The following is a 26,464-nucleotide window of genomic DNA, read 5'->3' as shown; positions in this document are numbered from 1 at the left end:
ATGATAATTTTAGCACCATACCGTTATCAGTGAGTTAATTCGTATTTTTGTAAAAAAAGACTATGCCTGCATATGAACGTAAAATTCCGGTTGACCTGACCTGCGGAATAAATATTGCAATGGGAGTAATAGGTTCAAAATGGAAATTGTGTATTATCGACTTGATAAACAGAGGAGTCATACGTCCTAAAGACATGAGTGAAACTGTTGAGGGAATCAACAAACGTGTGCTGCAACAACAGCTAAAAGAATTGGAGATGAGCGGTATGGTCTCAAAAATAGTTTATGCGGAAGTTCCTTTGAGGGTTGAATATTTTTTGACGGAAATAGGCTTAACTATCTTACCACTTCTTAGGACTATTGAAGATTGGGGAAATTTATACGCAAGTCTTTCGGACAAAGGAAGCCGGAAGTAGATGGTACTGCATACTGATTAAGAGTTAATAGTCCTCTCCGGAAAATGTTTTATAATTTAAAAAAGTTGCTGACATACTGTTGTCAATCAAGTATTATATCTTTACCTCACAGTTCAATTAAAAGCATAATATTATGAAACTAACGTCTTATCTTATTTTTAATGGTCAGGCCGAAGAGGCTGCCAACTTCTATGCAGATGTATTAGGAGGAAAAATCGAAAACCTGTATCGTTACGATTCTATGCCGGCTGAATCGGGAATGCCGGAAATTCCGGATGACTTCAAACAAAAAGTAATGCATTGCTGTATCATTTTCCCCGGAGGTTCTATGAGTGCTGCTGATACTTTACCAAGTGATTCGCGAAATTTTGGTAACGGCGGACATATGTTGACGCTCGCCTGCGATTCTATAGCTCAAACAGAAGAAATCTATGCAAAACTTTGTGTAGGTGCACAAAAGATCCAATGCGAATTATCCGAAGCTTTTTTTGCAAAACGTTATGGCGAAGTTCTTGACCGTTTTGGCATTCTTTGGGCATTGATGTACGAAGAAGCCTGAGTTGTGTTATGAATCGGATCGACCGCATATCCGCATTATTGGTGCAGTTACAATCACGTCCGGTTGTGAAATCTTCTGAAATGGCAGAACGTTTCGGAGTGAGTCAACGAACCATTTATCGTGATATGCGTACACTGTCGGAAGCAGGGGTTCCTATATGTGGTAATTCGGGGATTGGCTATTCTTTAGTAGACGGGTACAGATTACCTTCACTTATGTTTACAAAAGAGGAGGCTATGGCTTTTCTGACAGCAGAAAAGATTATAGAACAACTGACCGATTCTCAGAACAGTAATTATTTCCGTCAGGGGATGGATAAGGTTCGCGCTGCGCTCAAAACCGTAGATAAAGATTACCTCCATCATATGGACAATTCTATTGCGGTATATAAAAGCAGAAATATACGTGAGAGCCTGCCTAATTTGCTGCAAACCATATTGAGCAGTATAAATGACCGGTTAATAACTGAGGTTGATTATATCAATGCACAAGGGAATAAGAGCAAGAGAACACTTGAAGCTGTAGGCGTCAGTTATTCACATCCCTGTTGGTACCTCTCTGCCTGGTGTCATGTGCGTGAAGGATACCGGGCATTCAGGCTTGATCGTATCAATGGAATAAAAATAACAACAGATAGTCATACTAGAGTTCATCCCCCATTAGAATCACTACTTGGAGTGGATGACTCTCAATGTCTCAGGGAGGTAGTTTTACATACGAGTAAGGAGGTGGCTCGCTATAATGCCGACAGGTGCTTTTTTATGGGGTTGACCGATGAAAAAGAGTTACCAAACGGAGAAATAGAACAAACGTACATGGCTTATTCGCTTGAGCTTTTAGCAAGGTGGACGTTAGCCAATGCCGATACAACAACAGTGGTTAGTCCTGTTGAAGTTAAAGATATTATAAAACAAATCATTAAAAATTTAGACTTATGAAAATAAACAGCGCAGAGGTTAAGAACCTCGAACCGATCAAGACAATTGCAGTTTCACATGTTGGCGAATACGCCGGTATTGCGGGAGCATTTGAGAAGCTTGCTGAATGGGCAGGAGCAAATAATCTCTGGGCGGCTTCTCCTAAAATGGCAGGGGTTTATCACGATGATCCAATGCATACCCCGGCTGAGAAATTGCGTTCGGAAGCATGTCTGGAAGATCTTTCGGGTATTGCATTAGGTGAAGGGATGAAGCATTATACTATAAGTGGAGGAAAATATTTTGTGATGCAAGTAGAGGTAAATATGTCAGAATATGGTGAAGCATGGCAAAAAGTATATGCCGAGTTTAATGAAAAAGGGTATGAATATGATATGCGTGATCATTATGAGCTATATATAACTTGTGGCGATCCTGAAGATGAGAATGCTCCTTGCACAGTAGACTTATGCATTCCGATGAAATAAATTATGGAGAACGCGAAAATATCTAAGTTTTTGATTATTTATCAGGACCTAAATACTGAGGATACTTTTACAGCAGAGCAGGTAACAGATGCGACAAATGCACATGTTGAACATTTAAAGGATTTGGATTCTAAAGGGATACTTTTTTTATGCGGGCCGTTGTTGGGTAGAGAAGATAAAGCAATGCTTATACTGAATGCAAAATCGTATGAAGAAGCCGAGAGTTATGTATTGCGGGATCCTTTTATTGTCCGGAAAGGATATAATACTTATCTTATTCATGAAATACAGGAGGCTAACTCTGCCAATAACTACCTGCTGATGCATTATACAAATATGTAAATGTCGTAATAGGAGAATTGTCACAATCGTAAAAAATATTGATCTAAATGGAAATAGAAAAGCCATTAGTAGATAAAGATTATCAGCTACAGAAACCGGACTATAAAGGTTCTGTTACTTATGTCGAAATACCTGAAATACCGATGGCTAAAGCTCCTTTTGGGATGTTAAAAGTGAAAGGGAAAATCGATGATTATGAGTTCTCGAATGTGCATCTTATGCCTCTTGGAAACGGAAATCTTGTTCTTCCCGTGAAATCGGCGATAAAGAAAAAGATACAAAAGGAAGCGCCTGACACAGTACATGTTACTATATACGAGGATAAAACGCCTTTGATTATTCCCGAAGAACTGATTCTGTGCATGAAGTATGAAGATGGTGTTTTAGAGAAATTTGAAAATTATAGTGATGGCCAGAAAAAAGCATTTGTAGACTGGATTAATTCAGCCAAAACAGAGCAAACAAAAGCTGACCGCATTGCTAAATCAATCATAATGCTGCAAAAAGGAGAGAAGTTTTATGATAAACTAAAATAACTTCTATTTGTATTTTACTCTTCATAGAACTGCACTAATTCGAATGCTTATTGTATAAGATGAGAAATAAATATAGAAGCCCGAAACTTTAATAAGTTTCGGGCTTTGTTGCTTTATCATAGTATTTTAGTGTCGGTAAACGGTTATATATCTTTCAGATATGAAATTTAGTGAAAATTTCTATATAAATAATAATAAGTAGTTGTGTCTGACTGTCGGAATAAACTTCTCTTGTAAGATTGGGGTTTACTCTTTATGGATCATTGTAAACTGATTATACTAATGCTTTATGAATAAAATACCTATCCCGATAATTGAATCAGCACTGCGTAAGAAGCCAATAAAAATGCCGGAAGAGATATACAATGCAAGTGGCATTAATATTTTCGGTAAGCGATTGAAATCACTGGTGTTTTCTACAGACTTAGCCATTATTAAAAACAATAATGCGGACGGAGTGATCGCGGTTTATCCCTTTACACCCCAGATAGCAATTAATCAGGCAATTATAGAGATCTCACCCACACCTGTGTTTTGTGGTGTAGGAGGTGGCATTACAAGTGGACAACGCTCTATTGATATTGCAATTAATGCAGAGTTAAATGGGGCTTATGGTGTAGTGCTGAATGCACCTACACCTAACAGCTTAATTTCGGAAATGAAGGAGAGGTTAGATATCCCCATTGTTATAACAGTGGTGTCTGAAAAAGAAGATTTCGAGTCGAGAATCAAGGCCGGAGTATCAATATTCAATGTTTCGGGAGGCTCTAATACTGCAAGTATTGTTCACAATATAAGAAAGAGACACCCCGATTTTCCGATAATAGCAACAGGAGGACCTACTCCCGAAAGTATTCTTTCTACAATTGAAGCCGGGGCCAATTTGATTACATATACACCACCTACGACAGGTGAATTATTTTCTGCGATTATGGATGAATACAGAGGGAAATTGTGAAATGGTAAAAGTGTCTTATAGAGACACTTTTATTGTTCAGCCGTTGTTTGTTTTTATACTAATCTTGTTATAAACAAACCATGTTACAAATGCAAATAGTAGCATGGAGGTTGACATTTCTATAAAATGTGCCCACCTGACACTGTCGGGAAATAGTTTATTGGGAATGATTAGGCAAAGAGCTGTAGTGGCATATATTAATATGATGCTTACTAAAAGAGTTTTAGATTTATTACTAAATAGGAATACAATTGGGGAAATAAACAATGCGAAAAGTATTCCTCTGACAATTTGAAAAAGATATATAAATGGATCTTCTTTGAAATTAGAAATCAGTTTTTCTATAAAGCTATCTTTTAATGGACTTCCCGAATAAAATATCCGCAAATCTTCTGATTGCCAAGCTACAAAATAGCCAAATAGGAAATAGATAATGGCATATAAAAAACCGATAATGAATATTTTTGCAATCAATCCTTTCTTCGAAAAAAGGGTTTTGCTCTCAATTTCATAATTTATTATTTTCTCTTTTCGGGCAAATATTTTATTCCCGATTAATATACCAATAACTAAAGGAACAGAATTAGAAAACATGATCAGCAGAACATCCATTTTTGTCAATGCAGGAAATGCTGAGATGAAGAACAGTGTTTCGATTTGTGTCATAAATATATATACACATGGTAATGAAATGGATAAACAGATAATGGTTTTTATACCCGAAAGCGTAGAATTTCTGATCACATAAAAGATAGTGTAGCAACAGAAAAGGTTCAGAATCAGTAAAGTTGCTATACCTGTCAGACCCGAATCACCACTTATTTCGCGGAATGATTGTGAATATGGGACAGCTATAGAAATCCCGATAAAAATAATACTAACAATCACTGTAAGTAGTGCTACCTTAAAAAAATCTTTCATTTGCTTATTTTTATTAGTTTGACATTACCTCATTGGCGGATAATATATAGTTAGACGTAACTGGTCACAGAAAAGATGCGATGTTCCGTAATTTAATATATTGAAAAACCAGAATCCGCAACCGGACTGAAGCTTTTTTATAATCTCCGATACCTATTGTTTGATTTGAACAAGTAATGGTTTGAATGACAAAAGTATATTTTCGGATATCATTCTATTTTTGTATTAATCAATTATAACAGCGATTTTAACCAAACAGATATATGGAATCAAAACAAAATAAAGCCTTGGTGTTCGGGTATTCAGACATATTTTTTAGTTACTATATTGATACAGAACATGTCTGTTCTCAAATGGTAAAGGATCATACTTTAGTATATATTTATTCAGGGGAATACCTTATCGAAGAGGGTGGTGTGACAACTACAGTTGGAGCCGGAGAATGTGTCTTTCTCAGGAAAGATAACCGGGTTATTATGAACAAGCTCCCTAAAGACGGTGAATGGTTTAAAGGGATTTTTATGACTTTCAAGCGTAGTTTTTTGAAGGAGATGTTTCATAAAATTGAGAATCAAAGCCTTCCTATTGGTACTAAAAGATCGCAATCGAGTGTTATTAAGTTGCCCAAAGTGCCAAGTATCGAAAGCCTGTTTCTTTCTATGACGCCGTATTTTGATACATCGATAGAACCCTCTGATGATATAATGAGGCTGAAACAGATAGAAGGCGTATTTTCTCTGTTGAATGTAGACAAAAAGTTTTATTCGTCTTTGTTTGACTTTTCTGATCCGTGGAAAATCGACATTATTGATTTTATGAATGAGAACTATATGTATGACTTGTCTATGGAAGAAATTGCCCATTTCACAGGCCGGAGCCTGGCTTCATTCAAACGTGATTTTAAGAAAATAAGCTTACTCTCTCCCCATAAATGGCTTATGAAAAAACGACTTCAGATTGCTCAGGACAAGATCATGAATGAAAAGAAAAAAGTGTCGGATGTCTATCTCGAAGTAGGGTTCAAGGATCTTTCACATTTCTCGAGGGCTTATAAAGAAAACTTCGGTTATTCTCCTACACACTATAGTTGAGCTACACAGACTAGTTGTTTGAGCTAAGCAGGCAAATGCTTATACCTGCCTTCGTGATACCTTTGTTTTCATATTCCGGATAGGATATTAAAATATAGAAGAGAGCCGTAGAGTCTCTGTTTTGGAGAGTTAGATATAATGCCGAAAATGGAGTATGGGCAATGTAGCTATAAATGTCGAAAGGAAGTATGATTGTTAACACAACAAATAAAAATAGAAAGGATATGAAAACAGTAAAGTTAAATAACGGAGTAGAAATGCCTGTTTTGGGCTTTGGTGTCTATCAGGTGGAACCAAATGAAACAGAAAGAGTAGTTCTTGATGCTTTAGAAACAGGTTACCGATCGATAGATACAGCCGCAGCATATATGAATGAAGAAGCTGTGGGTAGGGCAATTAAGAATAGTGGTATAGCCCGTGATGACTTGTTTATTACAACCAAGCTTTGGATTCAGGATGCCGGATATGAAAAGGCGAAAAAGGCATTTGATGCCTCGTTGCGAAGATTGCAGTTAGACTATTTGGATTTATACTTGATTCATCAGCCATTTGGAGATGTTTACGGTGCATGGAAAGCTATGGAGGAGATGTATAAAGCAGGAAAGATCAGAGCTATAGGTGTGAGTAATTTTCAGCCGGACAGAATTATGGATTTTATTTTACACAATGAAGTAGTTCCGGCAGTGAACCAGATAGAAACACATCCGTTCCATCAACAAATAGAGACTCAGAAATTTCTAAAGGATAATGGTGTGCAGATCGAATCGTGGGGACCATTTGCTGAAGGCCGGAATGATATATTTAAGAATGAAGTGTTAAAACAGATTGGCGAAAAATATAGTAAATCTATTGCGCAGGTGATTCTTCGTTGGATGGTGCAGAGAGATGTGGTTGTAATTCCAAAATCAATCAGAAAAGAACGGATGGCCGAAAATTTTGACATATTTGATTTTGAATTGACTTCCGCAGATATAGATGCTATAAAAGAGTTGGATACTGAACAAAGTGCTTTTTTTGATCATCGGGATCCAGAGATGGTCAAATGGCTTGGTACAGTGAAGTTCGATATTTAATGAACTGTGTTGTTTGATTTAAATAAATAAAAGAATATGAAAACAAGAAAAATAGGAAATAATCTGGAAGTTTCATCCATAGGTTTGGGATGTATGGGAATGAGTTTCGGGTATACACCCCTTCCTGACAAAAAAGAGATGATAGGCTTGATCCGTTCAGCTTACGAAATGGGCGAGATGTTTTTTGATACGGCAGAAGTGTATGGTCCCTATACAAATGAAGAACTGCTAGGAGAGGCTGTACACCCTTTTCGAGATAAAGTAGTTATTGCAACCAAATTTGGGTTTAATATAGTGAATGGTCAACAGGCTGGTACTAATAGTCGTCCCGAACATATCCGGAAAGTGGTAGAAGAATCTCTTAAAAGATTGAAGACCGATTATATAGATTTGTTATATCAACATCGAGTAGACCCTGCTGTACCAATTGAAGATGTTGCCGGAGCAGTAAAAGATCTTATACAGGAAGGTAAAGTAAAGCATTTTGGGCTATCGGAAGCCGGAGTTACTACCATTCGGAAAGCCCATGCTGTGCAGACAGTTACAGCTGTTCAGAGCGAGTATTCCCTTTGGTGGAGGCGTCCTGAACAAGAATTAATTCCAACGTTGGAAGAGTTGGGAATTGGCTTTGTCCCATTCAGCCCCTTGGGTAAAGGATATTTAACCGGAAACTTTAATGCTGATACTACCTTTGCTAAAGGTGATTTTCGTAATATCCTTCCACGTTTCACTCCGGAGGCTCTTGCTGCTAATCAGGCAATTGTAGATTTGTTGAAGGATATAGCAGAAAAGAAAAATGCTACTCCTGCACAAGTTGCTTTAGCATGGTTATTAGCCCAAAAAGAATGGATTGCTCCAATACCCGGAACAACAAAGCTTCATCGCTTAAAGGAGAACCTCGGAGGAGCTGACATTGAACTGACTCAAGACGAGGTGAAAAGTATTAATGATGCCAGCGATAAAATTATTTTGACGGGAGACCGTTATCCCGAAGAATTGGAAAAGACAACAGGATTGTAATCTATAATTAAAATGCAATAAGGCAGGATACTTCTTATAGTTTCCTGCCTTATTTTTGTATATCGGCTAAGTTCATTATGCGGAATAATTAAATGTTAAAGAATCTTTTGGTATTCATATATATACAATCAGCCAAATCGTCAATGTCTTCATCCAGATAATAGGCGAGTTCATCTAATATGTGAACCAGATATTGGGGTTCATTTCTTCCATTATTAGGTTTTTTCTCCAGATTTCGCGGAATTAAGAACGGTGCATCTGTTTCGATCATTAGTCTGTCTTTCGGAATAATCTTCACTAGATCAGGTAGATGCTTGCCTCGCCGCTCATCGCATATCCATCCTGTCAGTCCGATATGGCAACCTAGTTCCAGATATTTTTCCAGTTGATATTTCTGACCGGTAAAGCAATGAACAACCATATTACTTATATCGTTTTGATGTTTTTCTAATATTCCGTAAAAATCATCAAAAGCGTCTCTCTCGTGTAGGAACAATGGTAAGCCTGTTTCGCAAGCTAATTCAATTTGTGCTTCGAAGCAATTACGCTGAGTTTCCCGGGGCGAGAAATCACGGTTATAATCCAATCCGCACTCACCGATGGCCACAACACAGCTTTTTCTGGTAAGAATTTTCAGATTTTTGATAGTATCAGTTGTACATGATTTTGCATCGTGTGGATGTATTCCGGCAGTACTATATAATTTACCGGGATATGAAGATGCGTATTTTGCTGCTAATACGCTGCTTCTCTCACTTGTTCCTGTTATGATCAGGGGGCTTACCCCTGATTCAATAGCCGATTGTACTACGGCTTCCCGGTCTTCGTTAAACGACCGGTGCATTAGATTTATACCTATATCTATAATTTTCATGTTTTTTATTTTTTATCATTTATTCGGATATATACTTTGTATCCACATAATCGGTCAGCCAGACACCATTCTCCGATTGATAGAACAGAATGCCATCCGTATACATTTTTCCCGACATGATTGTTAAAATAGCCGGTTTTCCGTGGCGCGAGCCTACTTTATCAGCTGTCTCCTTATTTTTACTCAAATGAACATGCTGGCGGCTGCCTTTCACAATGCCTTGTTCCATAATAGAGCTAAGGAAACGTGTTGCTGTCCCATGATATAAATATTCGGGAGGTTCAGTAGGTGATAAGGCTAGGTCAATGTCTATCGAATGCCCTTGATTTGCCCTGATTTTACTGCGCTTTTCATTGAATGAGTAGCGCTGCTTATCGTTTGTCTCAACAATCTCTATAAGATCTTCCCTCGAAAAGTGATAACGATGCTTTTTGCATTTCTCTATCAGTTCACTCACTTTAGCCCAACCTTGTTCATCGAGCTCTATTCCTATTTTTTGAGGATCGTGCCTGAGAATAAGGCTCAGGAATTTACCGATCCGTTTTTTATCTTGTTCTGTCATTTTTATAGTTCTTGAGTATCTCTCTCAATACTGATTTATACTTATGGTTGCCATAAATAGTTAGCGCCCTGTCAGCTATATTTATAGTTACTTCTGGTAATTCAATTTGATATTCAGCTAAATTGTCAATAACCATTTCTAAAGCTATTTCAAATTCTCCGGCTTGCATCAGGCTGTCTGCATTTGAAACTATTTTGTTTGCCGATTCGTTCCGAGAATTATTAATTATCTCATCAAAAAACTGTTTCGTTAAAGAGATAGCTTCATCTCTCAGAAGATACGCCAAATCTAACACCAATGGAGCTGCTTTTTTATCGAAATGCCAGCCTTTAATAGTAGCCTCTTTAATACATCTTTTAATGATAGACGGCGTTATTTCCTGAATAGGAGATAAGCTATATCCCGAACGGCAATATCCTAAACGGACTAATAATATTTGTCCGCCATCGATATGCTGAATAGGTATCAGATAGTCTACATCATGCCGCTCGTTGTGGCTCGGATGTTTCTTTATCTTCCATACAAAGATGTTATTATCTATGGTTATCTTTCTGCTTCCTTTTTTAGGTATTGCCATTGATTTTCTTTATTTAAAGCTTTTCGGCCAGTTCTTTAAGATGTTTACGATAGAATAAATGTTCGGCATCTTCAACTATCTCGTTCAAGTCGAAATCTGTTGCATATTCTTTGATATAGTCTCGCATTTGTTCTTTGTTTAATGTCCGTTTATCACTCAGATAATCTGCCATCTTGATCAATAGTTTTCTTTGCTTATTCAGTGTCGTTTCGGCTAATTGCTCTGCTTTTATAAGTAACTCCTTGGCATCTTTATTTACAGTTTCACTGCTATTGTCAAATATAACCGAAGGTGTACTGTTCATATTCTCATTACCGAAAGTAGCTTTTACCTCACCCATTCCGCAGATATAGACTGCATATGTGGCCAAATGTGTTGCTTTACCCAGATCGGAACTAGAACCGATAGTTACATTCTCATCTCCGAATAAAATACGTTCGGCAACTAATCCACCGAGTAATACTGCCAGACGGTTTATGATTTCTTTTTTCGAAATATAATTCCATTCGGGGCGCATGAGTACAAAGCCGCTACTGTTACTATCTGCAGTTACAGAGAAAACAACATCAGGAATCGTTTTCATTAATACAGACGAGAGAATAGCATGTCCGCTCTCATGAACGGCAACAATTGCCTGTTCGTCGTTTTGTTTTTCCTGCCGCAGTTTTCCTAGTACTAATGGTTGCTGATCTGTTATATGGTGAATGACCGCATCGTTTTTCAGAAAATCTATTTGCAGAGCGGTATTATCTTTTGCCGAGGCTTCTTCGTTTATGGTAAACCGGAGAGAATCGGCTTCGAAACCGTTCAAGTAAATTTCGTTCAGGATCTTGCCTAAACGTGTATTTACAATCTGATGAACCGTTGTGAAGAGAGGCCGTGTTCCCTGTGTCGGAAAAACACCTTCGTCGTATATCAGACGTTCGACTTTAGTGTCAAACAGCATTTCCAGTCCGTAAGTATCAGATACTTTTTTCCTGATTTTATCTAGCTCCAGACGGATAATTCCGAAAAATGATTTTTCATCGAATGCCGGATAAATAATGTGGTTATTCCCCAACCGGGCTATCTGTTCGCTTCGGAAACGGTTTAGCAAAGCCTGTTTCACCTCTGTAACAGTTATCTCTTTCGATTGACGATGAAATTCATTTGCACTCATATCCGGATTAAAATTCCGGCTCATGGTGTAAACTTCATCCAGATTGCCCATAACGAATATAAGGGATTTTGTACAATCTACAGTCTTGGGTTTCAACGAAGCTTTGTAAAGGCTTATCAGGTAATCTATTGTTTGATCTCCGTCCATAACATCGAGTTTTTCCCTTAATTCGCTTTTTATCAGAAAGAGATGGTCGACCATGCCAAAGATTGAGTCCAGTTCACCTTCGGAAACAAAAAGCGTTTTTTCTGCATTTTTGTTTTTCTTTTTCTCAGGCTTATTATTCGGATTTACAATGTCCCAATATATATCTTCATTTTGAGAAATAAACCCATTCTCAACTTCCACGCCTTTGAACAGGGCTAAATCGAGTTTTTTGATAAGCTTGCTGAGCCAACTCATATTGTAATCGAAGTTTACAACATCGAATTTCCCGGAATCGAGCAAATCCCATATAGCACGGATAGATGCTCTATCTATTTCTTCCTGGTCTTCGTTGATCGTTCTTGCCAGTTGGAATTCGTCTAATCCGATGATAAAGGGTTCTCCATCACAGTTTTCGTAAATATCTTTGAATGAATCCTGAATGTCGAAGTATTGGCTCGAACATTCTCCAAGGTCGAATCGGAAATAATGTTCAGTATATCCAATCAGTTCAGTCAGACGCTTAATGACTGATGTTTTTCCTATTCCGGTCAACCCCCATAGATTGATAATTACAGGCCGGTCTTGCATCTCCGGAAAGAAAAACCATGGGGTAATAGCATTCGCAATCTGGTCGATAACTGAGTCAATACCTATGAATTCTTGTTTCAAGAGTGTAACTGCTTTATCCAGTACTTCTCTTTTCCCTTTCAAATGTTGTTTATATTGTTCTTTATTTATTTGTTCCATTGTTTATTCTAATTAAAGTGGAAAGTTTTCGAAAAACTTGTTCCATATAATTTCTTCATACATGAAAGCATAGCTTTCGGCATAATTTTCGCCTCTTGCACACTTTCTTTTCGATTTTGTACTTACTCTGTCATGATGATGCCCCAGTTCGTGCAATAAGATATGTAAGAGTTGGTATGCTTTAATTTGATTTTCAGTGAAATCGCATATCATATAATCTTTCTTTTTAGTATATCTCACCCCAAGCTGATTAAATATCCTTTTATGATCATTGAAATAATCTAAAGTATATTCTACTGTCATTTCTTTTCTCCATGCACAGATGCAAATAACTCCATTATTGTAATAACCATCATCGAAATAACTTCCATGAGATAATACGATTGCATCAAATTGAATGTCTATTTCTTCCCGGTTGGGAAGTATTTCTAAAAATCGTTTTATATCGCGCTTTTTAAGAAAATGTTTATATCCATTTCCGGGATTCTCAATGTCTATCTGTATTTCGTCCTGACGGGTATTCCAGTAATTGGGTGTCTGAAAATGCTTATTCTTTTTTAGTACAGTTCCTTTCTTTATTCTGGTGGCTGTTCTTCTTGCAAACATACTTTCTGAATTTGTTTTTTGAACTCTATTTATTCTATCGGAACTCCGTTATGATTGATCATTGTTGCTCTCACTCCTTTATTTCCTGCCCCATTCCTCAATAGCTAATGGCGGTTCGTTGTCTAATCTTATTTTCTGCATCTTGTTGTTTCTCTAATTTAAAGGAAGTTGTATAACCTTCACCGGGTTTCCCCGTTGAAGATTATTGTGATTATTCCAGTTTTCCTGAGCTTTTTGCATAGCCTGTTCTATTTCCCATGCCGAAAGCTTTATTAATAACCGCTCGGTAGCCAGTTTTTTATTCTGTATTTGTGAGCGTTGATCGGATGCTGTTACACTTAGTCCGGAAGGAATATGTGTAGCCCTCACTGCCGATTCGGTCTTATTAATGTGCTGCCCTCCGGGACCTGATGCCCGAAGAGTCTGATAAGAGATCTCTTTTATATTCAAATTATTAGCATCAGGTGATGAGAACGATTTGACCCCGACGAACCAGTTCTTTCGCTTATGGTAAATCCTGTATGGGCTTTGCGCTATCCATTGGATTGTACCCTCCCATTCCGTTAGAATCTCTCGGCTTTTTTCTCCTTCGATCGATATGACAGCCGAAAATAATGTACGGTTTATTATGCCTTGTTCTCTTTCGATAATTTCGGTATTTAGACCAAGCTTTTTTGCCTGTTGTAATATTTTCTCTAGAACTAAAGCTACTACCCTGCAACATTCTGCAGGACCACGTCCGGAAGTTATTTGTAAGTATATCTTATTATTCATTACTTATCGTTTCAGAAGAATGTCTATTTTTTTCAGAATATCATCCCTGTTCTTTGCTTCTTTGATAAACTGAGGTAAGCGCGCAACCATAGTCATTAAATATAAAGATTGTCTTTCTCTCAATTCAGCATCTACATAAGATCTTATTTCTTCCAGATGTTCTCTGTTGTATGCCCAGAACAAATTTCTTTTCACTTCTCCCTGAAGCCATAGTGGATAATTGAAGAGGGGATCTCCTTTCATTCCATTCAGCTTATTGACAAGTCTATAAGAACTTATGTTGGTAGTATATTTGGCGCTAAAACTACAATCGGGGCAGGTTACGTTCATCTCCTTCGGTGGATTTTTCAGATTATTTATTTCTGCAGAAATCTGTTTTCCACAATCAGGGCAGTTCCGCCTTACTGTTACCTCATATAATAGTAAATCAGCGCGGTTTTCTTTGTGCATGCAATGGAGACACTTTAGTTCTGCATTTTTCCACCCCCAATAACTTCCGTCATGAGAAACGGTAGCTTCTTTGTGGCACTTCGGACATTCTACCGAGTAATATTTTGCGTAATAATATCCTGTTTGTTTATATCTCTTTTCCATTTTTGTTTGCTTTACTTTCATAAATGAATGCCGTATTTTCTTCGGTTTCTATTTCGACCAACAACAGCCATTCGTACTTTTTATCTACAATATAAAATTTAAGGTCTTCTCTACCGGAAGCCAGATAGTATAAATCGATCAATGGGGCTTTCCGGCAATCGTATACCTGAAAAGTGTTTCCCATCGGTGGATTCAGTAAAAAGAGCCAGTAATTTATACCATCCTCCAGCTCATACAGATAGTTTTCCAATTCCAGAATTCCTGTCTCTTTAACTAATCTACAATCTTTTAGTAATGTTTTTGGATCATCACATTGTTTAAAGGTCAGATATGTTGCATTATGGAATTTGCGGATGATTTTTTCGGCGACCTCTCCGCCACTATGGAACATATCACGGAAAACCAGCGATGGGTATTTCTTTTTTATTATATTTAGTTTTTCTTGCCAATACATAATTCTATTCTTTATGCATTCTTACTATCCGTGGCACAAACCTACCGTGAATTTCGACTAATGATTCCTGCGCCGGCATTATCTTATCGATGTCTTTGTACGCAAAAGGCATTTCTTCTACACTTCCGCCAATCAAGGTTACTTGCTGTTGCGATAGTAATTTCTTTAATGCTGATTGGGTAAATTGTTCTTTCGCTTTTTGGCGCGACATTGCCCGTCCGGCTCCGTGCGAAGCTGAATTGAGCGATTGTATTTCCCCTTTTCCACAAACCAAATAGCCGGCTGTAGCCATGCTGCCAGGGATAAATCCGGCAATTCCTTTTGCTGCCGGAGTAGCTCCCTTACGGTGTACAATTGCATACCTGTTTGTTTCGATTTCTTCGCGCCATGCAAAATTGTGATGGTTGTTTACATTCGCAATCGGTTTCAAACCGAGAACTTTGCTCAGGTTGAGATGTATCTGCTCGTGACAGGCTTGCGCAAAATCGCCGGCCAGATTCATACTCATCCAATACTCTTGTCCTGCTTCAGTATCGAGTCCCAGCCATGCGAAATGTTGTGCCTCTCTTGGCAATTTACAGGTTTCGCGGGCTATATCGCTGTAATGACGGGCAATGGCTGCTCCCATACCTCGTGAGCCTGAATGAGAAAGTAATGCCATGTATTTTCCTGCCGGAAGTTTTGTGATATTACTCTCAAACAGTTCTATCTCACCGAACTCTACAAAGTGATTTCCCCCTCCGGATGTACCTAATTGTCTGACAGCCTTACCGTGAATTTGCTTCAGTAATGAAGTTAGTTGAAATTCAGGTCTGTCCAACACCCTATGTTCCTGAGTGAAAGGTAAACCTCCTTCCATTCCGAAATGTGTATATTCTTTGAGTGCCTCCTTTATCTGATGCGAATAACGTTTCAGAAAATCTGCTTTTACATCAAATATTGTCAGGCTCATGCGGCAACCGATATCCATACCTACTGCATAAGGGATGACAGCATTCTCTACTGCGAGTACGCCACCTATAGGCAATCCGTATCCGGCATGTGCATCGGGCATCAAAGCTCCGGCTATTGTAACAGGAAGACGCATTGCCAACTCCATCTGCTGTTTGGCCAGACTTTCGATAAATTTACCGCCGTAAGTCTTGTATGGCAAATAGTTCTCTGATAGATTGTGAATTGTAAATTCTTTATTCGATACAGTTGGTGCAAAATGTTCGGCGAGTTTTCCCCACCTTTCATTGTCTTTATATTTTTCAGGATTTTCCAGCAAATCGCTGAGCGTTGTTAAGATCTGTTCTTTGCTATCGTGTTTGCAATATTTACTTACAATATTTATAGCCAGACTACGTGCTACATTGTTGGTATATCCCAATTTACTTAATTCTTTTAATTGTATGCCCATTATGTTGTAAATGAACGATATATATATATGTCTTCGGCAGGTATACTAATATATGTATGCCTACGACAGATTATATCTCTGTTTTTCAATGCAATAACGGATAAGCATAACAAATGCCTGTTAAAACATTGACTAAATATTTTAAAATGATGAGTTTGATTGTGAAACTAACCAGTTATCTTCTTATGCAGCCGTGATATCGAAGATATGTGTTATTCGTACTGTCAGGTCTATCGTCGCGATAAACCTAATTAGTTTCTGAGTGTTTGTTATTTATTGACCAACATAATTGTACCCTTTCTCTAAATTTTTTAAGGGTTAATATTCTATTTACAGTTGCAAATGTATAATAGAATTTTGAATTAACAAATTTTTGGAATAAAAAGTTAGTTGTGCTCTTTTATGAATGGTATCGAAGTTTTTGTAAATTATACCTTTAACCCGAAAGATTTAAAAATGGCAGAAGCTTTTTCTATTTGTTCTTGTGTTGGTGGCAGAATATCTTTTAACTTATAATCTTTGTCCAGTTTTTCCCATTTATGTATTGCCATTTGATGGAATGGAAGAATATCTACCCGTTCGACATTATTGAATCGGGAAACATACTTAGCCCATTCTGTCAGGTCTTTTTCATCATCGGTATAATCAGGCACAAGAACGTACCGTAACCACACTGCTTTGTTTACAGAGGATAAGTAATCCATGAATTTGAGTGTAGGCTCGAGTGAAACTCTGGTCAGCTCTTTGTATTTATCAGCATCAATTTGTTTTATATCTAGCAAAACCAAGTCTGTATATGAAAGTAGTTCTTTCACCTTATCGTTAAGATATACGCCCGATGTGTCTATTGCTGTATGGACACCATTCTCTTTGCATATTTTGAAAAGTTCGAGAACGAATTCAGCCTGAAGTAAAGGCTCGCCTCCTGATACAGTGATCCCTCCACGTACAAAATTCTTTACTTTATCAAATTCCTGAAAAACTTCTTCTGGTGTTTTTATAAATTTGGCTTCTTCTTTTTTCCATGTGTCAGGATTGTGGCAATACAGGCAACGTAGAGGACAACCTTGCATAAAAACAACAAAGCGAATACCCGGCCCGTCTTTGGTACCGAATGTCTCGTATGAGTGTATGTATCCTTTCATATACGGAAAAATTAAACAAACGAAGTGAAGTCGACATAACCTCACTTCGTTTAAAATATTTATTTGTCTATTTAAACAGTAGTTGTAATAGTACGGTTGATTACATCCAACTGCTGTTCTTTTGTCAGTTTTACGAAGTTTACAGCATAGCCCGAAACCCGGATCGTTAATTGAGGATATTGTTCAGGATGTTCCATCGCATCTATCAATAATTGGCGGTCAAAGACATTTACATTCAAATGATGTCCTGTCTGAAGGAAATATCCATCCAATAGCCCCGAAAGGTTTTGAGCTTCTTCATCACGGTTTTTACCTAAAGTATTAGGGGTGATTGCAAATGTATAAGATATACCGTCATTCGCATGTTCGAACGGAAGTTTGGCTACAGAAGACAGTGACGCTACAGCGCCGCGGGTATCCCGCCCGTGCATTGGGTTGGCTCCCGGAGCAAACGGTGTTCCGTCGCGGCGTCCGTCGGGTGTATTTCCGGTTTTCTTTCCGTAAACCACGTTAGACGTGATAGTTAATACCGATTGAGTTGGTATTGCATCTTTGTACATCTTACGTTTACGGATTTTATTCATAAACTTCTCTACGATCTGTACCGCGAATTTATCAGTATTTTCATCATTATTTCCAAAAGGAATATAATCTTTTTCAAGGATGTAATCCACTGCATCACCATCGGCATCTCTTACTATCCGTACTTTTCCGTATTTGATGGCGGCAAATGAATCGGCGATAATCGACAATCCGGATACCCCAAAGGCTTGGGTACGTACAATATCAACATCGTGCAATGCCATTTCGAGTGCTTCGTACGAGTATTTATCGTGCATGTAGTGAATTATATTCAAGGCCTTAACATAAGTTTCGGCTACCCAGTCTAATGTACGGTCAAATTTGTCCCATACTTCATCGAACTCAAGATAATCACCTGTAACTTTTTCGATCCAGTGTTTAGGTAATACCTGTGCTTTGGTTTTCTCGTCTTTACCTCCGTTTATGGTATAAAGTAATGCTTTAGGTAAATTGGCGCGTGCCCCGAAGAATTGCATCTGATGACCGATTCGCATAGGCGATACACAGCAGGCGATACCATAGTCATCTCCTAATTGAGGACGCATAATGTCGTCATTCTCATATTGTAGGGATGAAGTATCGATAGATACTTTCGCACAATATTTTTTCCATGATTCGGGTAGGCGGTCACTCCAGAGAATAGTCAGGTTGGGTTCGGGAGCAGGTCCTAGGTTGTAAAGGGTATGCAGCATACGATAGCTGTTCTTTGTGACCATCGAACGGCCGTTATTTGTCATACCTCCTATAGATTCAGTAACCCATACAGGGTCTCCTGAGAATAACTCATTGTACTCATTAGTACGCAGGTAGCGTACAATGCGTAATTTCATTACAAAATGATCTATAATTTCCTGAGCTTCTTGTTCTGTGATCTTACCTTCTTTTAGATCGCGTTCGATATAGATATCCAGGAATGTAGTTACACGTCCCAGACTCATAGCTGCACCGTTCTGGTCTTTGATTGCACCCAGATAACCGAAGTATGTCCATTGAACAGCTTCCTGTGCATTAGTCGCAGGATTTGATATATCGAAGCCGTAAGAAGCAGCCATACGTTTAAGAGCCTTCAGAGCCAGTATCTGCGAATTTAACTCTTCGCGAAGGCGGATCAGATCGTCTGTCATAACGATCGGGTCACATTCTTTATATCGTTTTTCGCGTTCTGCAATTAAGCGGTCTACTCCATACAGTGCGATACGACGGTAGTCGCCGATAATACGCCCACGCCCGTATGCATCGGGCAGACCTGTAAGTAAGCCATTACTTCTGGCACGGCGGATACTGTCGGTATATGCCGAGAATACTCCTTCGTTATGGGTCTTACGGTATTTTGAGAATATTTCGGTTGTGATCGGGTCTAGTTTATAGCCATATTCTTCGAGGCTCTGTTGAACCATGCGGAGGCCGCCATTCGGAAAAATAGCTCTTTTAAGAGGCTTGTCTGCCTGAACTCCTACTATCTTCTCCAGATCTTTGTCTATATAACCCGGTCCGTAAGCATCTATCTGCGAAGGAATCTTGGTTTCGGCATCATATACACCTTTTTCTTTTTCTATTTTGAACATCTCGCTCAGCTTGTCCCACAATTTAGTAGTAGCTTCGGTTGCTCCTGCCAGAAAAGATTCATCGCCTGCATATTCTGTATAGTTTTTAAGAATAAAATCATTTACATTGATTTCTTCTTTCCACTTAGTACCTTTAAAATCTTTATATGCGTCCATATATATTGAATTGGTTTGATAATTATAGTTACTACATAATCCGAAAGTTATAATCTGTATAACTTCCTATTCTTTTGGCATCCTCATTTAATTGATAACAATTTAGTTGCTTGTCTGTTGCTTTTTATCTCCCGAAAGCTTCAAACTTATCATGTCTGGCAGGTCTTCTGGCTTACTCTGTCTTCCGAACATCCTTCCCATTCTTTTTCGAATAGTGGCTCTGAGTCTGGTTCGGAGACTTTAACTGAGTTTACAGCAGCGGGTACTGCTTCGGATTCGCACCGATATTCCCTTTTCATTACAATCTCCGGATATCGGATTTGTAACACCAAAAATGTTTTGCAAAGGTAATACTTTTATCAGAGTTATATATGGCTTTCTGCTTAATTTAGATATTTAAACATAATATTATAGTATTATTTATACCGGAAGATTATCCGTTAAAGGTTAAGCATGTACAAAGAGATGATTAAGATAGATATTCTGTTTTACTTTATGATTTTGTTAGAAATCAGGCTATCATATAAAGTATCATAATACGAATTGCTTATTGGCAAAGATAGGTTATCGCCTATAATCACTCTTCTGTACTCTATAGCTTTTATCCGGGATATAGGTATTATGTATGAGCGGTGTATTCTTTTGAAGAGGGTAGAGGATAACGTTTCTTCCAGATGCTTTAAACTATCCAATATCAAAACAGGTTTACTTGAACTCTCGAGGTGAATTTTAATGTAATCACCTAAACCCTCTATAAAGAGGATGTCGCTGTAATTTATTTTCAGTAGTCTATTATTGGATTTTATAAAGAAATGATCCTTAGGTAATTCTATTAAAGATGTTTGCACCTGAGCATCTCTGCTTTCGAGGTCTCTATCCATTAATTGATGAAGTATCTTTTGAGTAGTCTTAAGGTATCTCGCAAAGGAGACCGGCTTTAGCAGGTAGTCAATAGCATTAATATTAAACCCGTCTATAGCATATTTGGTATGTGCCGAAACTATAACAATCAATGAATCCTGACTCTGGAAAAGAGAACCAAGAAGCTCCAATCCGTTAATATCCGGCATTTCCACATCACAGAATATAACATCTGCTTTTATGTTATTTAATCCTTCGAGTGCTTTTATCGGGTCGTTAAATACTTTACTTACTTCAAAATCGGGCGTCTTATTAATATAACTTTCCAGAATATCTGAAGCAGGCGGTTCGTCATCAATGATAACACAACTTATCTTTCTCCTCATACAGGTTCAATTTATTAAAGAATGGTTTTGATCGACTACAGGTTTAGTTACTGAGGTGCCGTAGATAATTAGATCCAGATCGAAAACATCGTTTGAATCTTTTATAGACAGCCTGTGTTTATCAGGGTATATGAGGTTTAGTTTTCTTCGGGTATTTTGTATTCCTATATTTTTACCTATGTGCTGAAATTCATCTTTCTTGTATTTTTTATTTTTTGATGTAAAATGTATACTGTTATCGGAAGCCTCTATAGAGAAAGATATAATAGACTCGTAATGATTGCTTATACCATATTGAAAAGCATTCTCGATAAAAGCGATGAGTATAAGTGGTGCAATCATTTGGTTTTCGGTATTTCCTTTAATTTCAAACTCTATGTTTAGCTTATTTATAAACCTCATTTTTTGTAAATCGATGTAGTTGGCAATATAATCGATCTCTTCCTGTAAGGGTACAAGGTTTGTATCTATCTTATCGAAAACGTAACGGACAATATCCGAATATAGTAATATCGCATCGGGAGCTTTCTCATTCTTGTTTATCGTTAATGAATAAATTGTATTTAATGTATTGAAAATAAAATGAGGGTTTATCTGAGCTTTTAGATAGGCAAGCTCGATAATTGATTTTTCAGCCTCAATTTCTTTATTCCTTTTGTTAGTAGATAACCATTCGAGGGATAACCTGTAACATAAACTGAGTATCCAGAATAGGAAGAATTGGGTAAACGGAAGTATGATGCGCCCGACAGAAGCAGTTCGTTCCAGATCGGGAAAAGGCATTGGTCTGTTTGCCATCATCCTTGGAGGCGGAAAGTATGCTAGTTGCACAAATAACGAGAATATATATTTATGGAAACATATGTATATGACGAGGATAACGGCTATTCCTGAAAAGTATGTAAAATACTTTTTATTTTGGATTAATCTAATTGTCAGAAAATCGGCATTCAGATAGAAAAAGCAAACCAGATATGAATATGTGATTATAAAGGGAAGATTTCGTCCGAATGAGAATGTCTCCTCTGGTCTTAATGGCATTAAAGTCATTATAAAGAGGATACCTCCCCAGATTAAAAAGTGTAGAATGAATCTTATAGCTTTTTTGTACATTTATATAGATTATAGAACGTAAAAATAGAGAAGTAAAATATATAAGAGTACAGATTTCGATGTTCAGGGCTATTTGATAGACACAAACACAATCTGAGTCGATTTATGAATAATAATCCGGCTCTTTGTATAGATGCATATGAGGCTGTATGCCTTCAGTTGTTTAGAATATTTAACTATAGTGTGTTGATATTAAGATGTATATATGTTTTATTTTTTGTTGCTGAATGATAGTTGCATTATGTAATTATTGTACAGATTAATATAATTTTCCCCTCTTGAACCATTGTTCTATAAATGAGAAATTAACTGTAAGCATAACATACGATTCTTTGATATAACCGGATGGAGCAGATAAAGTATTACCATATTCGAGAGACAGATTGAGTAAAGTTCCGGTTTTATCGACCGGTAGGCTATATCCTGTAGTTACAGAGTAATTATAAGCTTTCTTGCCGGCAACCTGTATATACGATTGAGATAATGAACCTCCGACTTGTATTTGCCCCTGATTCCTGATCTTATAGAACTTATCACTATTTGGGGTGTAACCCAGACCTCCACTAATTCTATATGAATCTACTATTTTGGTGTTACTTGTCCCGGAATTTAATCCTTCCCATTTCTGATATTGAAAATCCATACCCCAAATGAGCTTCTTATTGGCTAATGAAAAGCCGACTCCCATGGTTTCGGGGATAAACTGGCTCGAAGATCTGTCCTTTTCCTCTTCTGTAAGATTGTAACTACTGTCGTATACCAATGTTTTATTTGTCAGGGATAAGCTTTGTTTATATCCGTAAATGGCTCCTATGGTAAGATCCTTTTGGTGGTACTGAATTCCAAACGTATTATATATCTGCGAGAGTCGCGACTCCTTTTCGAATATGTATTCTGTCTGGTCTTCTGCCTGTTTTATGATTCCGCTTATATACATTGTATTTATTCCTACGGAAAAGTTATTGGATATTTTGAATCCGTTAGATATATAGAATTCATACAATCCGCCACTGCCTTTGAGGTATACGGCTTTTGTAGAATTTGTTCCTTCTATAGGTTCTTCACTATATATCTGGTACCCGACATCACTCAATGGTCTTACACCAACCGATATACCCCATCTGGGAGCAAGTCTGAAGCCTAATGAAAGTTTTTTCAGATTTCCATTGAAAGCTCCGTCACTTTTAGATCTTCGGGAGTAGTACGATTGTTTTCCAGAGACCGATATGTCGAATATAAGTCTCAGGCTATCTATTCCGCTAATCGCTGCAGGGTTGGAAGGATTTAAATAGTTGAAGTCCCTTACTCCTGTACTGAGATTTCCCATTCCGGCTGTCCTCCCGTAATCCCGGGTTTCTATTTCTCCTAATCCAAGCATGGAGTATGGAGAATAGTTAGACTGAGAATATATATTAAGAGTAAAATATAGGAAAAAGAATGAAAAAGAAAGCTTTTTAATCATTATCGTAAGTTATAAAGTATATTACCAACCTGATTCTGTTGTTTTCATTAGAATATTTCGGGTCTCCTATAACCAGACTTTTAAGTGTTCCGCTTGTATCCTCGTCCGAGAGTTGAAGTTGCAGAGATGTTTTATTCATCCCTATTGCCTCTATTTCCTGTTTAAGGTAACTAGTGATATCAAATGCATAATAAGTGTTTTTATTATAGACCTTATCTTCAACCAAAGTTCCCGATTGTACTGCAGATGTGGTTTGGTCTACATATATATCCATCGCCTTTCCGTTCTCATCAAAATAGTTTAATGATAATTCCTGAGGAAGGGGAGTGAAGTCGTTATAAGAGCCTAATACAGGATATGCATAGAGATATGCCTGAGATATAACAACATACTTCGACATCTTGAGCATCTCGTTTATATAGGGAAAGTTTATTTTAGCAGATAAACCTATTATCCCTTGTATGTATGCTTTGTTTTCGCAGTCTTTTGAGTTTAATGAATTGTTCTTATAATTTATCGGACTCAGTACGGTATTGCTCCTATCTACTTCTATCTGGGAAAAGGCGGTGCTGGTTCCCACATTCAAATCCATATATTTTTCTGTGCTTGATGAACTGATTGTTCTGTAATATAACCTTATAACAGGATACGAATCATCTATTACGAAACTATTGACAGTGGCATTATCGTTTGCTCCCGGAGAGAGCTTAATTCCCTTGAAATATTTTTGAAAGTTTTCGTAGGTATCTAATGAATCTGATTGCGCATGCATCATTCTCATCAGTTCTAATCCAAACTCGTCGGGTAACCGTATTTCTAAAGTGCTATCGTTTTCATAAAATTTAGTGGGTCTGTTAAACTTATATGAAACCCATGGTTCAGACTCGGATGGCACAGAGTTGGTAGAGTATAACTTGTCATCGTCATCCAGCTCTATAATCTGTTTAAGCTTGTATATATTTAAAGTCTGAACTTGTGTAGTGTCTCCGTATCTAAAGTCATCGTACTTTAGTATTAAAGATATGGAATCGAATTTTACGGCAACGGTTGCATTAGAACCAAATTCGCTTGTACTATAACTCGGCTGGTTAAAATCAAAATAAGCATGAGTCGTTATTGTTCCCAGATCACCCGTATTATATTTACCCTCGAATACTTTGGATAATCCGCTTGTGACAGATGAGTCCGCTAATTGAGTGTGTAATTCTACGGTACAGGTATCAATAATTAAACTCCGGCCTGTGACTGAAGTTAAATTATCACCGACCGAAAACTTATCGTTGATGCAGGATACAATGGAAAGAAAGCAAACTATCGAACAAATTATATATCTCATAGACTAATTGATAATACAATGGTTTCATTGATCTCACAAAGAAAGATTAAGGAAATGTCTTAGTGAAAAATAATCGATGAGCTGTAATGATTAATCTTTCAACCCGCCCAGCTGTTCGATGATATGGGTTTTATTACTACAGAAAGAGAAAGTAGACAGTTACAGATTTTTTCTGCCCGTTCACCGATAAAAAGATAGCATTGATCGATTTTTTTTTTGTAAGGAAAAACACATATATACTTTTACGAGCAATTGAAAGAAGGAATAGTAATAAAAATTATAAATGATTTATGAGAGAATTTAGAGTTTGGCCATCAATGTTGTATCTGCTTCTGATCCTCATTCTTCCGGCATGTTCCAGTGATGATGATGATCTTGTTGGAAACTGGATAAGACGTTCAGACTTCGAAGGTCCGGCCAGAGGGGATGCATCATGCTTTGTCATAAATAGAAAGGCCTATGTTTTTGGTGGTTACGAAGGTAAAAAAAGATTGGGAGATATCTGGGAATATGACTTCGATCAGGGATACTGGACTCAGAAGGCGGTTTTTCCCGGTACTGCACGTAGTTCGGGATTTGCTTTTGCTTCAGAAACCAAAGGATATGTTGGTACCGGATATGATGGAGATAAATATTATAATGATTTCTGGGAGTTTGATCCGACAGGTAATGTGTGGACTCAGAAAGCCGATTTTAAAGGGTCTGCCCGTTATGGTGCTACTGCTTTTTATATAAATGGAGTGGGGTATGCCGGAACCGGTTATGACGGTAACTATTTGATGGATTTTTACAAATATAACCCTCTCACTGATACTTGGGAAACCAGTATAAGTATACAAGGCACAAAACGTTCATTTGCTACTAATTTTACAATAAATAATAAGGTGTATGTAGCAGGTGGTTTGAATAATGGGGATTATGTGAAAGATTTCTGGATGTTTGATCCCGATTCTCAATCGTGGGTTGAAAAAGCCCAGATTGCAGATAAAACCGATTATGACTTTGATGATGATTATACGACAATAGCGCGTCTTAATACGGTTTCGCTGGTTATCGATGGCTTAGGGTATCTGGCTACAGGAGAGACCGGTAGCCTTAATTCTAAAACATGGGAGTATAACCCTGATACTGACCGATGGAAAGAGAGAACCAGTTTCGAAGGCTCTGCCCGGACCGCAGCAGTAGGTTTTTCTATAGATAATAGGGGCTTTGTTCTGACAGGCCGGAGTTTATCCTCTCTCTATTATGATGATATGTGGGAATTCAAACCGAAAGATGAATATAACGAATATGATTAAACGAATTTCGGTTATAATAATCGTATTATCTGTAATTGGGATTGCTTCATTCCTGTACTGGAGAGCTGTGCCTAAAGCAGAAGATTATAGAGGTGATAATATTTACGAAGTAAATACTTTCGAATATAATAGAGGCTGGGGGTATCAGATTAGTAAGAACGGGAAGGTTATAATATATCAACCATGTATACCTTGCATTGAAGGGGATAAATCTTTTCCGAATGAGATATTAGCAGAGAATACAGGAAATTTGGTTTTATCTAAAATAAAAAATCACGAAAATCCGTCACTGACCATTGAAGAAGTAAATAAGATATTGATGGTAAATGAAAAATAAGTTTTA

28 protein-coding genes and 1 riboswitch are annotated in these 26,464 nt (G+C 37.6%); of the genes, 12 read left to right on the top strand and 16 right to left on the bottom strand.

Features of this window, described 5'->3' with window-relative positions; translation table 11 throughout:
• Positions 1 to 62: 62 nt before the first annotated feature.
• The 7 genes from BUC12_RS04290 to BUC12_RS04260 all read left to right on the top strand — a co-directional run bounded on the left by BUC12_RS04290 (position 63) and on the right by BUC12_RS04260 (position 4,216).
• Positions 63 to 416, top strand: a complete 354-nt coding sequence (locus tag BUC12_RS04290; protein WP_062176479.1) for a winged helix-turn-helix transcriptional regulator — start codon at positions 63 to 65, stop codon at positions 414 to 416.
• Positions 417 to 549: 133 nt separating this feature from the next.
• Complete coding sequence (locus BUC12_RS04285; protein WP_070808539.1) at positions 550 to 975, top strand: VOC family protein; 426 nt, start codon at positions 550 to 552, stop codon at positions 973 to 975.
• 8 nt (positions 976 to 983) lie between these two features.
• Positions 984 to 1,913, top strand: a complete 930-nt coding sequence (locus BUC12_RS04280; protein WP_070808540.1) for a helix-turn-helix transcriptional regulator — start codon at positions 984 to 986, stop codon at positions 1,911 to 1,913.
• Positions 1,910 to 2,380, top strand: coding sequence for an AraC family transcriptional regulator (locus BUC12_RS04275; protein ID WP_062176482.1), 471 nt, complete (start codon positions 1,910 to 1,912; stop codon positions 2,378 to 2,380). The genes BUC12_RS04280 and BUC12_RS04275 overlap by 4 nt, the downstream gene beginning before the upstream one ends.
• Before the next feature lie 3 nt (positions 2,381 to 2,383).
• Positions 2,384 to 2,722 carry a YciI family protein gene (locus tag BUC12_RS04270; protein WP_062176485.1) on the top strand — a complete coding sequence of 113 codons (339 nt, stop codon included), beginning with the start codon at positions 2,384 to 2,386 and terminating at the stop codon, positions 2,720 to 2,722.
• A gap of 47 nt (positions 2,723 to 2,769) precedes the next feature.
• Positions 2,770 to 3,258, top strand: a complete 489-nt coding sequence (locus BUC12_RS04265; protein ID WP_062176488.1) for a YdeI/OmpD-associated family protein — start codon at positions 2,770 to 2,772, stop codon at positions 3,256 to 3,258.
• Positions 3,259 to 3,547: 289 nt separating this feature from the next.
• On the top strand, positions 3,548 to 4,216 hold the full coding sequence (locus BUC12_RS04260) for a hypothetical protein (protein WP_062176490.1): 669 nt from the start codon (positions 3,548 to 3,550) through the stop codon (positions 4,214 to 4,216).
• A gap of 36 nt (positions 4,217 to 4,252) precedes the next feature.
• Here the strand turns inward: BUC12_RS04260 and BUC12_RS04255 are convergent, their stop codons facing one another.
• The gene (locus BUC12_RS04255) at positions 4,253 to 5,137 is read right to left on the bottom strand and encodes a hypothetical protein (RefSeq protein WP_062176494.1); all 885 of its coding nucleotides are present in this window, start codon (positions 5,135 to 5,137) and stop codon (positions 4,253 to 4,255) included.
• A 263-nt stretch (positions 5,138 to 5,400) separates the two neighbouring features.
• Here BUC12_RS04255 and BUC12_RS04250 point away from each other — a divergent pair, with 263 nt between their 5' ends.
• The 3 genes from BUC12_RS04250 to BUC12_RS04240 all read left to right on the top strand — a co-directional run bounded on the left by BUC12_RS04250 (position 5,401) and on the right by BUC12_RS04240 (position 8,321).
• On the top strand, positions 5,401 to 6,228 hold the full coding sequence (locus tag BUC12_RS04250; protein ID WP_062176497.1) for a helix-turn-helix domain-containing protein: 828 nt from the start codon (positions 5,401 to 5,403) through the stop codon (positions 6,226 to 6,228).
• A 224-nt stretch (positions 6,229 to 6,452) separates the two neighbouring features.
• Positions 6,453 to 7,301 carry an aldo/keto reductase gene (locus tag BUC12_RS04245; protein WP_062177010.1) on the top strand — a complete coding sequence of 283 codons (849 nt, stop codon included), beginning with the start codon at positions 6,453 to 6,455 and terminating at the stop codon, positions 7,299 to 7,301.
• A gap of 36 nt (positions 7,302 to 7,337) precedes the next feature.
• Positions 7,338 to 8,321, top strand: coding sequence for an aldo/keto reductase (locus BUC12_RS04240; protein WP_062176500.1), 984 nt, complete (start codon positions 7,338 to 7,340; stop codon positions 8,319 to 8,321).
• Between the two features lie 88 nt (positions 8,322 to 8,409).
• Here the strand turns inward: BUC12_RS04240 and BUC12_RS04235 are convergent, their stop codons facing one another.
• From BUC12_RS04235 to BUC12_RS04165, 15 genes are all read right to left on the bottom strand, one after another.
• Entirely contained in the window at positions 8,410 to 9,195 is a 786-nt protein-coding gene (locus BUC12_RS04235; protein ID WP_062176502.1) for a TatD family hydrolase, read from the bottom strand.
• A 19-nt stretch (positions 9,196 to 9,214) separates the two neighbouring features.
• Positions 9,215 to 9,757, bottom strand: coding sequence for an RNA 2'-phosphotransferase (locus BUC12_RS04230; RefSeq protein ID WP_062176505.1), 543 nt, complete (start codon positions 9,755 to 9,757; stop codon positions 9,215 to 9,217).
• The gene (locus BUC12_RS04225) at positions 9,741 to 10,334 is read right to left on the bottom strand and encodes a hypothetical protein (protein WP_062176508.1); all 594 of its coding nucleotides are present in this window, start codon (positions 10,332 to 10,334) and stop codon (positions 9,741 to 9,743) included. Before BUC12_RS04225 ends, BUC12_RS04230 begins: the two co-directional genes overlap by 17 nt.
• 13 nt (positions 10,335 to 10,347) lie before the next feature.
• The gene (locus BUC12_RS04220; protein WP_062176511.1) at positions 10,348 to 12,387 is read right to left on the bottom strand and encodes a M41 family metallopeptidase; all 2,040 of its coding nucleotides are present in this window, start codon (positions 12,385 to 12,387) and stop codon (positions 10,348 to 10,350) included.
• A 12-nt stretch (positions 12,388 to 12,399) separates the two neighbouring features.
• Positions 12,400 to 12,993: a hypothetical protein gene (locus BUC12_RS04215; RefSeq protein ID WP_062176513.1), complete on the bottom strand. Its 594-nt coding sequence runs from the start codon at positions 12,991 to 12,993 to the stop codon at positions 12,400 to 12,402.
• Between the two features lie 153 nt (positions 12,994 to 13,146).
• Positions 13,147 to 13,767, bottom strand: a complete 621-nt coding sequence (gene prfH / locus BUC12_RS04210; RefSeq protein WP_062176516.1) for a peptide chain release factor H — start codon at positions 13,765 to 13,767, stop codon at positions 13,147 to 13,149.
• Between the two features lie 3 nt (positions 13,768 to 13,770).
• Entirely contained in the window at positions 13,771 to 14,361 is a 591-nt protein-coding gene (locus BUC12_RS04205; protein WP_062176519.1) for a hypothetical protein, read from the bottom strand.
• Entirely contained in the window at positions 14,345 to 14,815 is a 471-nt protein-coding gene (locus BUC12_RS04200; protein WP_062176522.1) for a hypothetical protein, read from the bottom strand. Before BUC12_RS04200 ends, BUC12_RS04205 begins: the two co-directional genes overlap by 17 nt.
• 4 nt (positions 14,816 to 14,819) lie before the next feature.
• On the bottom strand, positions 14,820 to 16,217 hold the full coding sequence (locus tag BUC12_RS04195) for an RtcB family protein (RefSeq protein WP_062176525.1): 1,398 nt from the start codon (positions 16,215 to 16,217) through the stop codon (positions 14,820 to 14,822).
• Positions 16,218 to 16,645: 428 nt separating this feature from the next.
• Positions 16,646 to 17,362, bottom strand: a complete 717-nt coding sequence (gene pflA / locus BUC12_RS04190; protein WP_062176528.1) for a pyruvate formate-lyase-activating protein — start codon at positions 17,360 to 17,362, stop codon at positions 16,646 to 16,648.
• Between the two features lie 71 nt (positions 17,363 to 17,433).
• Positions 17,434 to 19,665, bottom strand: coding sequence for a formate C-acetyltransferase (gene pflB / locus BUC12_RS04185; protein ID WP_062176530.1), 2,232 nt, complete (start codon positions 19,663 to 19,665; stop codon positions 17,434 to 17,436).
• Positions 19,666 to 19,805: 140 nt separating this feature from the next.
• A riboswitch (cobalamin riboswitch) is annotated at positions 19,806 to 20,013 on the bottom strand.
• Between the two features lie 140 nt (positions 20,014 to 20,153).
• Positions 20,154 to 20,912 (bottom strand): LytR/AlgR family response regulator transcription factor, encoded by a 759-nt coding sequence (locus BUC12_RS04180; protein ID WP_062176532.1) that lies wholly within the window; start codon positions 20,910 to 20,912, stop codon positions 20,154 to 20,156.
• A gap of 6 nt (positions 20,913 to 20,918) precedes the next feature.
• Positions 20,919 to 21,953, bottom strand: a complete 1,035-nt coding sequence (locus tag BUC12_RS04175; RefSeq protein ID WP_157257489.1) for a sensor histidine kinase — start codon at positions 21,951 to 21,953, stop codon at positions 20,919 to 20,921.
• 331 nt (positions 21,954 to 22,284) lie between these two features.
• Positions 22,285 to 23,487, bottom strand: a complete 1,203-nt coding sequence (locus BUC12_RS04170) for a hypothetical protein (protein WP_062176536.1) — start codon at positions 23,485 to 23,487, stop codon at positions 22,285 to 22,287.
• On the bottom strand, positions 23,480 to 24,823 hold the full coding sequence (locus BUC12_RS04165) for a DUF4270 family protein (protein ID WP_062176538.1): 1,344 nt from the start codon (positions 24,821 to 24,823) through the stop codon (positions 23,480 to 23,482). The genes BUC12_RS04170 and BUC12_RS04165 overlap by 8 nt, the downstream gene beginning before the upstream one ends.
• A gap of 290 nt (positions 24,824 to 25,113) precedes the next feature.
• On the opposite strand from BUC12_RS04165, the gene BUC12_RS04160 reads away from it, so the two are divergent.
• Together BUC12_RS04160 and BUC12_RS04155 are read left to right on the top strand one after the other, a co-directional pair.
• Entirely contained in the window at positions 25,114 to 26,121 is a 1,008-nt protein-coding gene (locus tag BUC12_RS04160) for a Kelch repeat-containing protein (RefSeq protein ID WP_062176541.1), read from the top strand.
• Positions 26,114 to 26,458 (top strand): DUF4907 domain-containing protein, encoded by a 345-nt coding sequence (locus BUC12_RS04155; RefSeq protein WP_062176544.1) that lies wholly within the window; start codon positions 26,114 to 26,116, stop codon positions 26,456 to 26,458. The genes BUC12_RS04160 and BUC12_RS04155 overlap by 8 nt, the downstream gene beginning before the upstream one ends.
• Positions 26,459 to 26,464 lie beyond the last annotated feature (6 nt).

The organism is Indolivaga macrotermitis, assembly GCF_900128985.1.
Taxonomy (GTDB): Bacteria; Bacteroidota; Bacteroidia; order Bacteroidales; family Dysgonomonadaceae; genus Dysgonomonas_A; species Dysgonomonas_A macrotermitis.
Note: the sequence above shows the minus strand (reverse complement) of the source record. Positions and strands in the feature narration are given on the sequence as shown.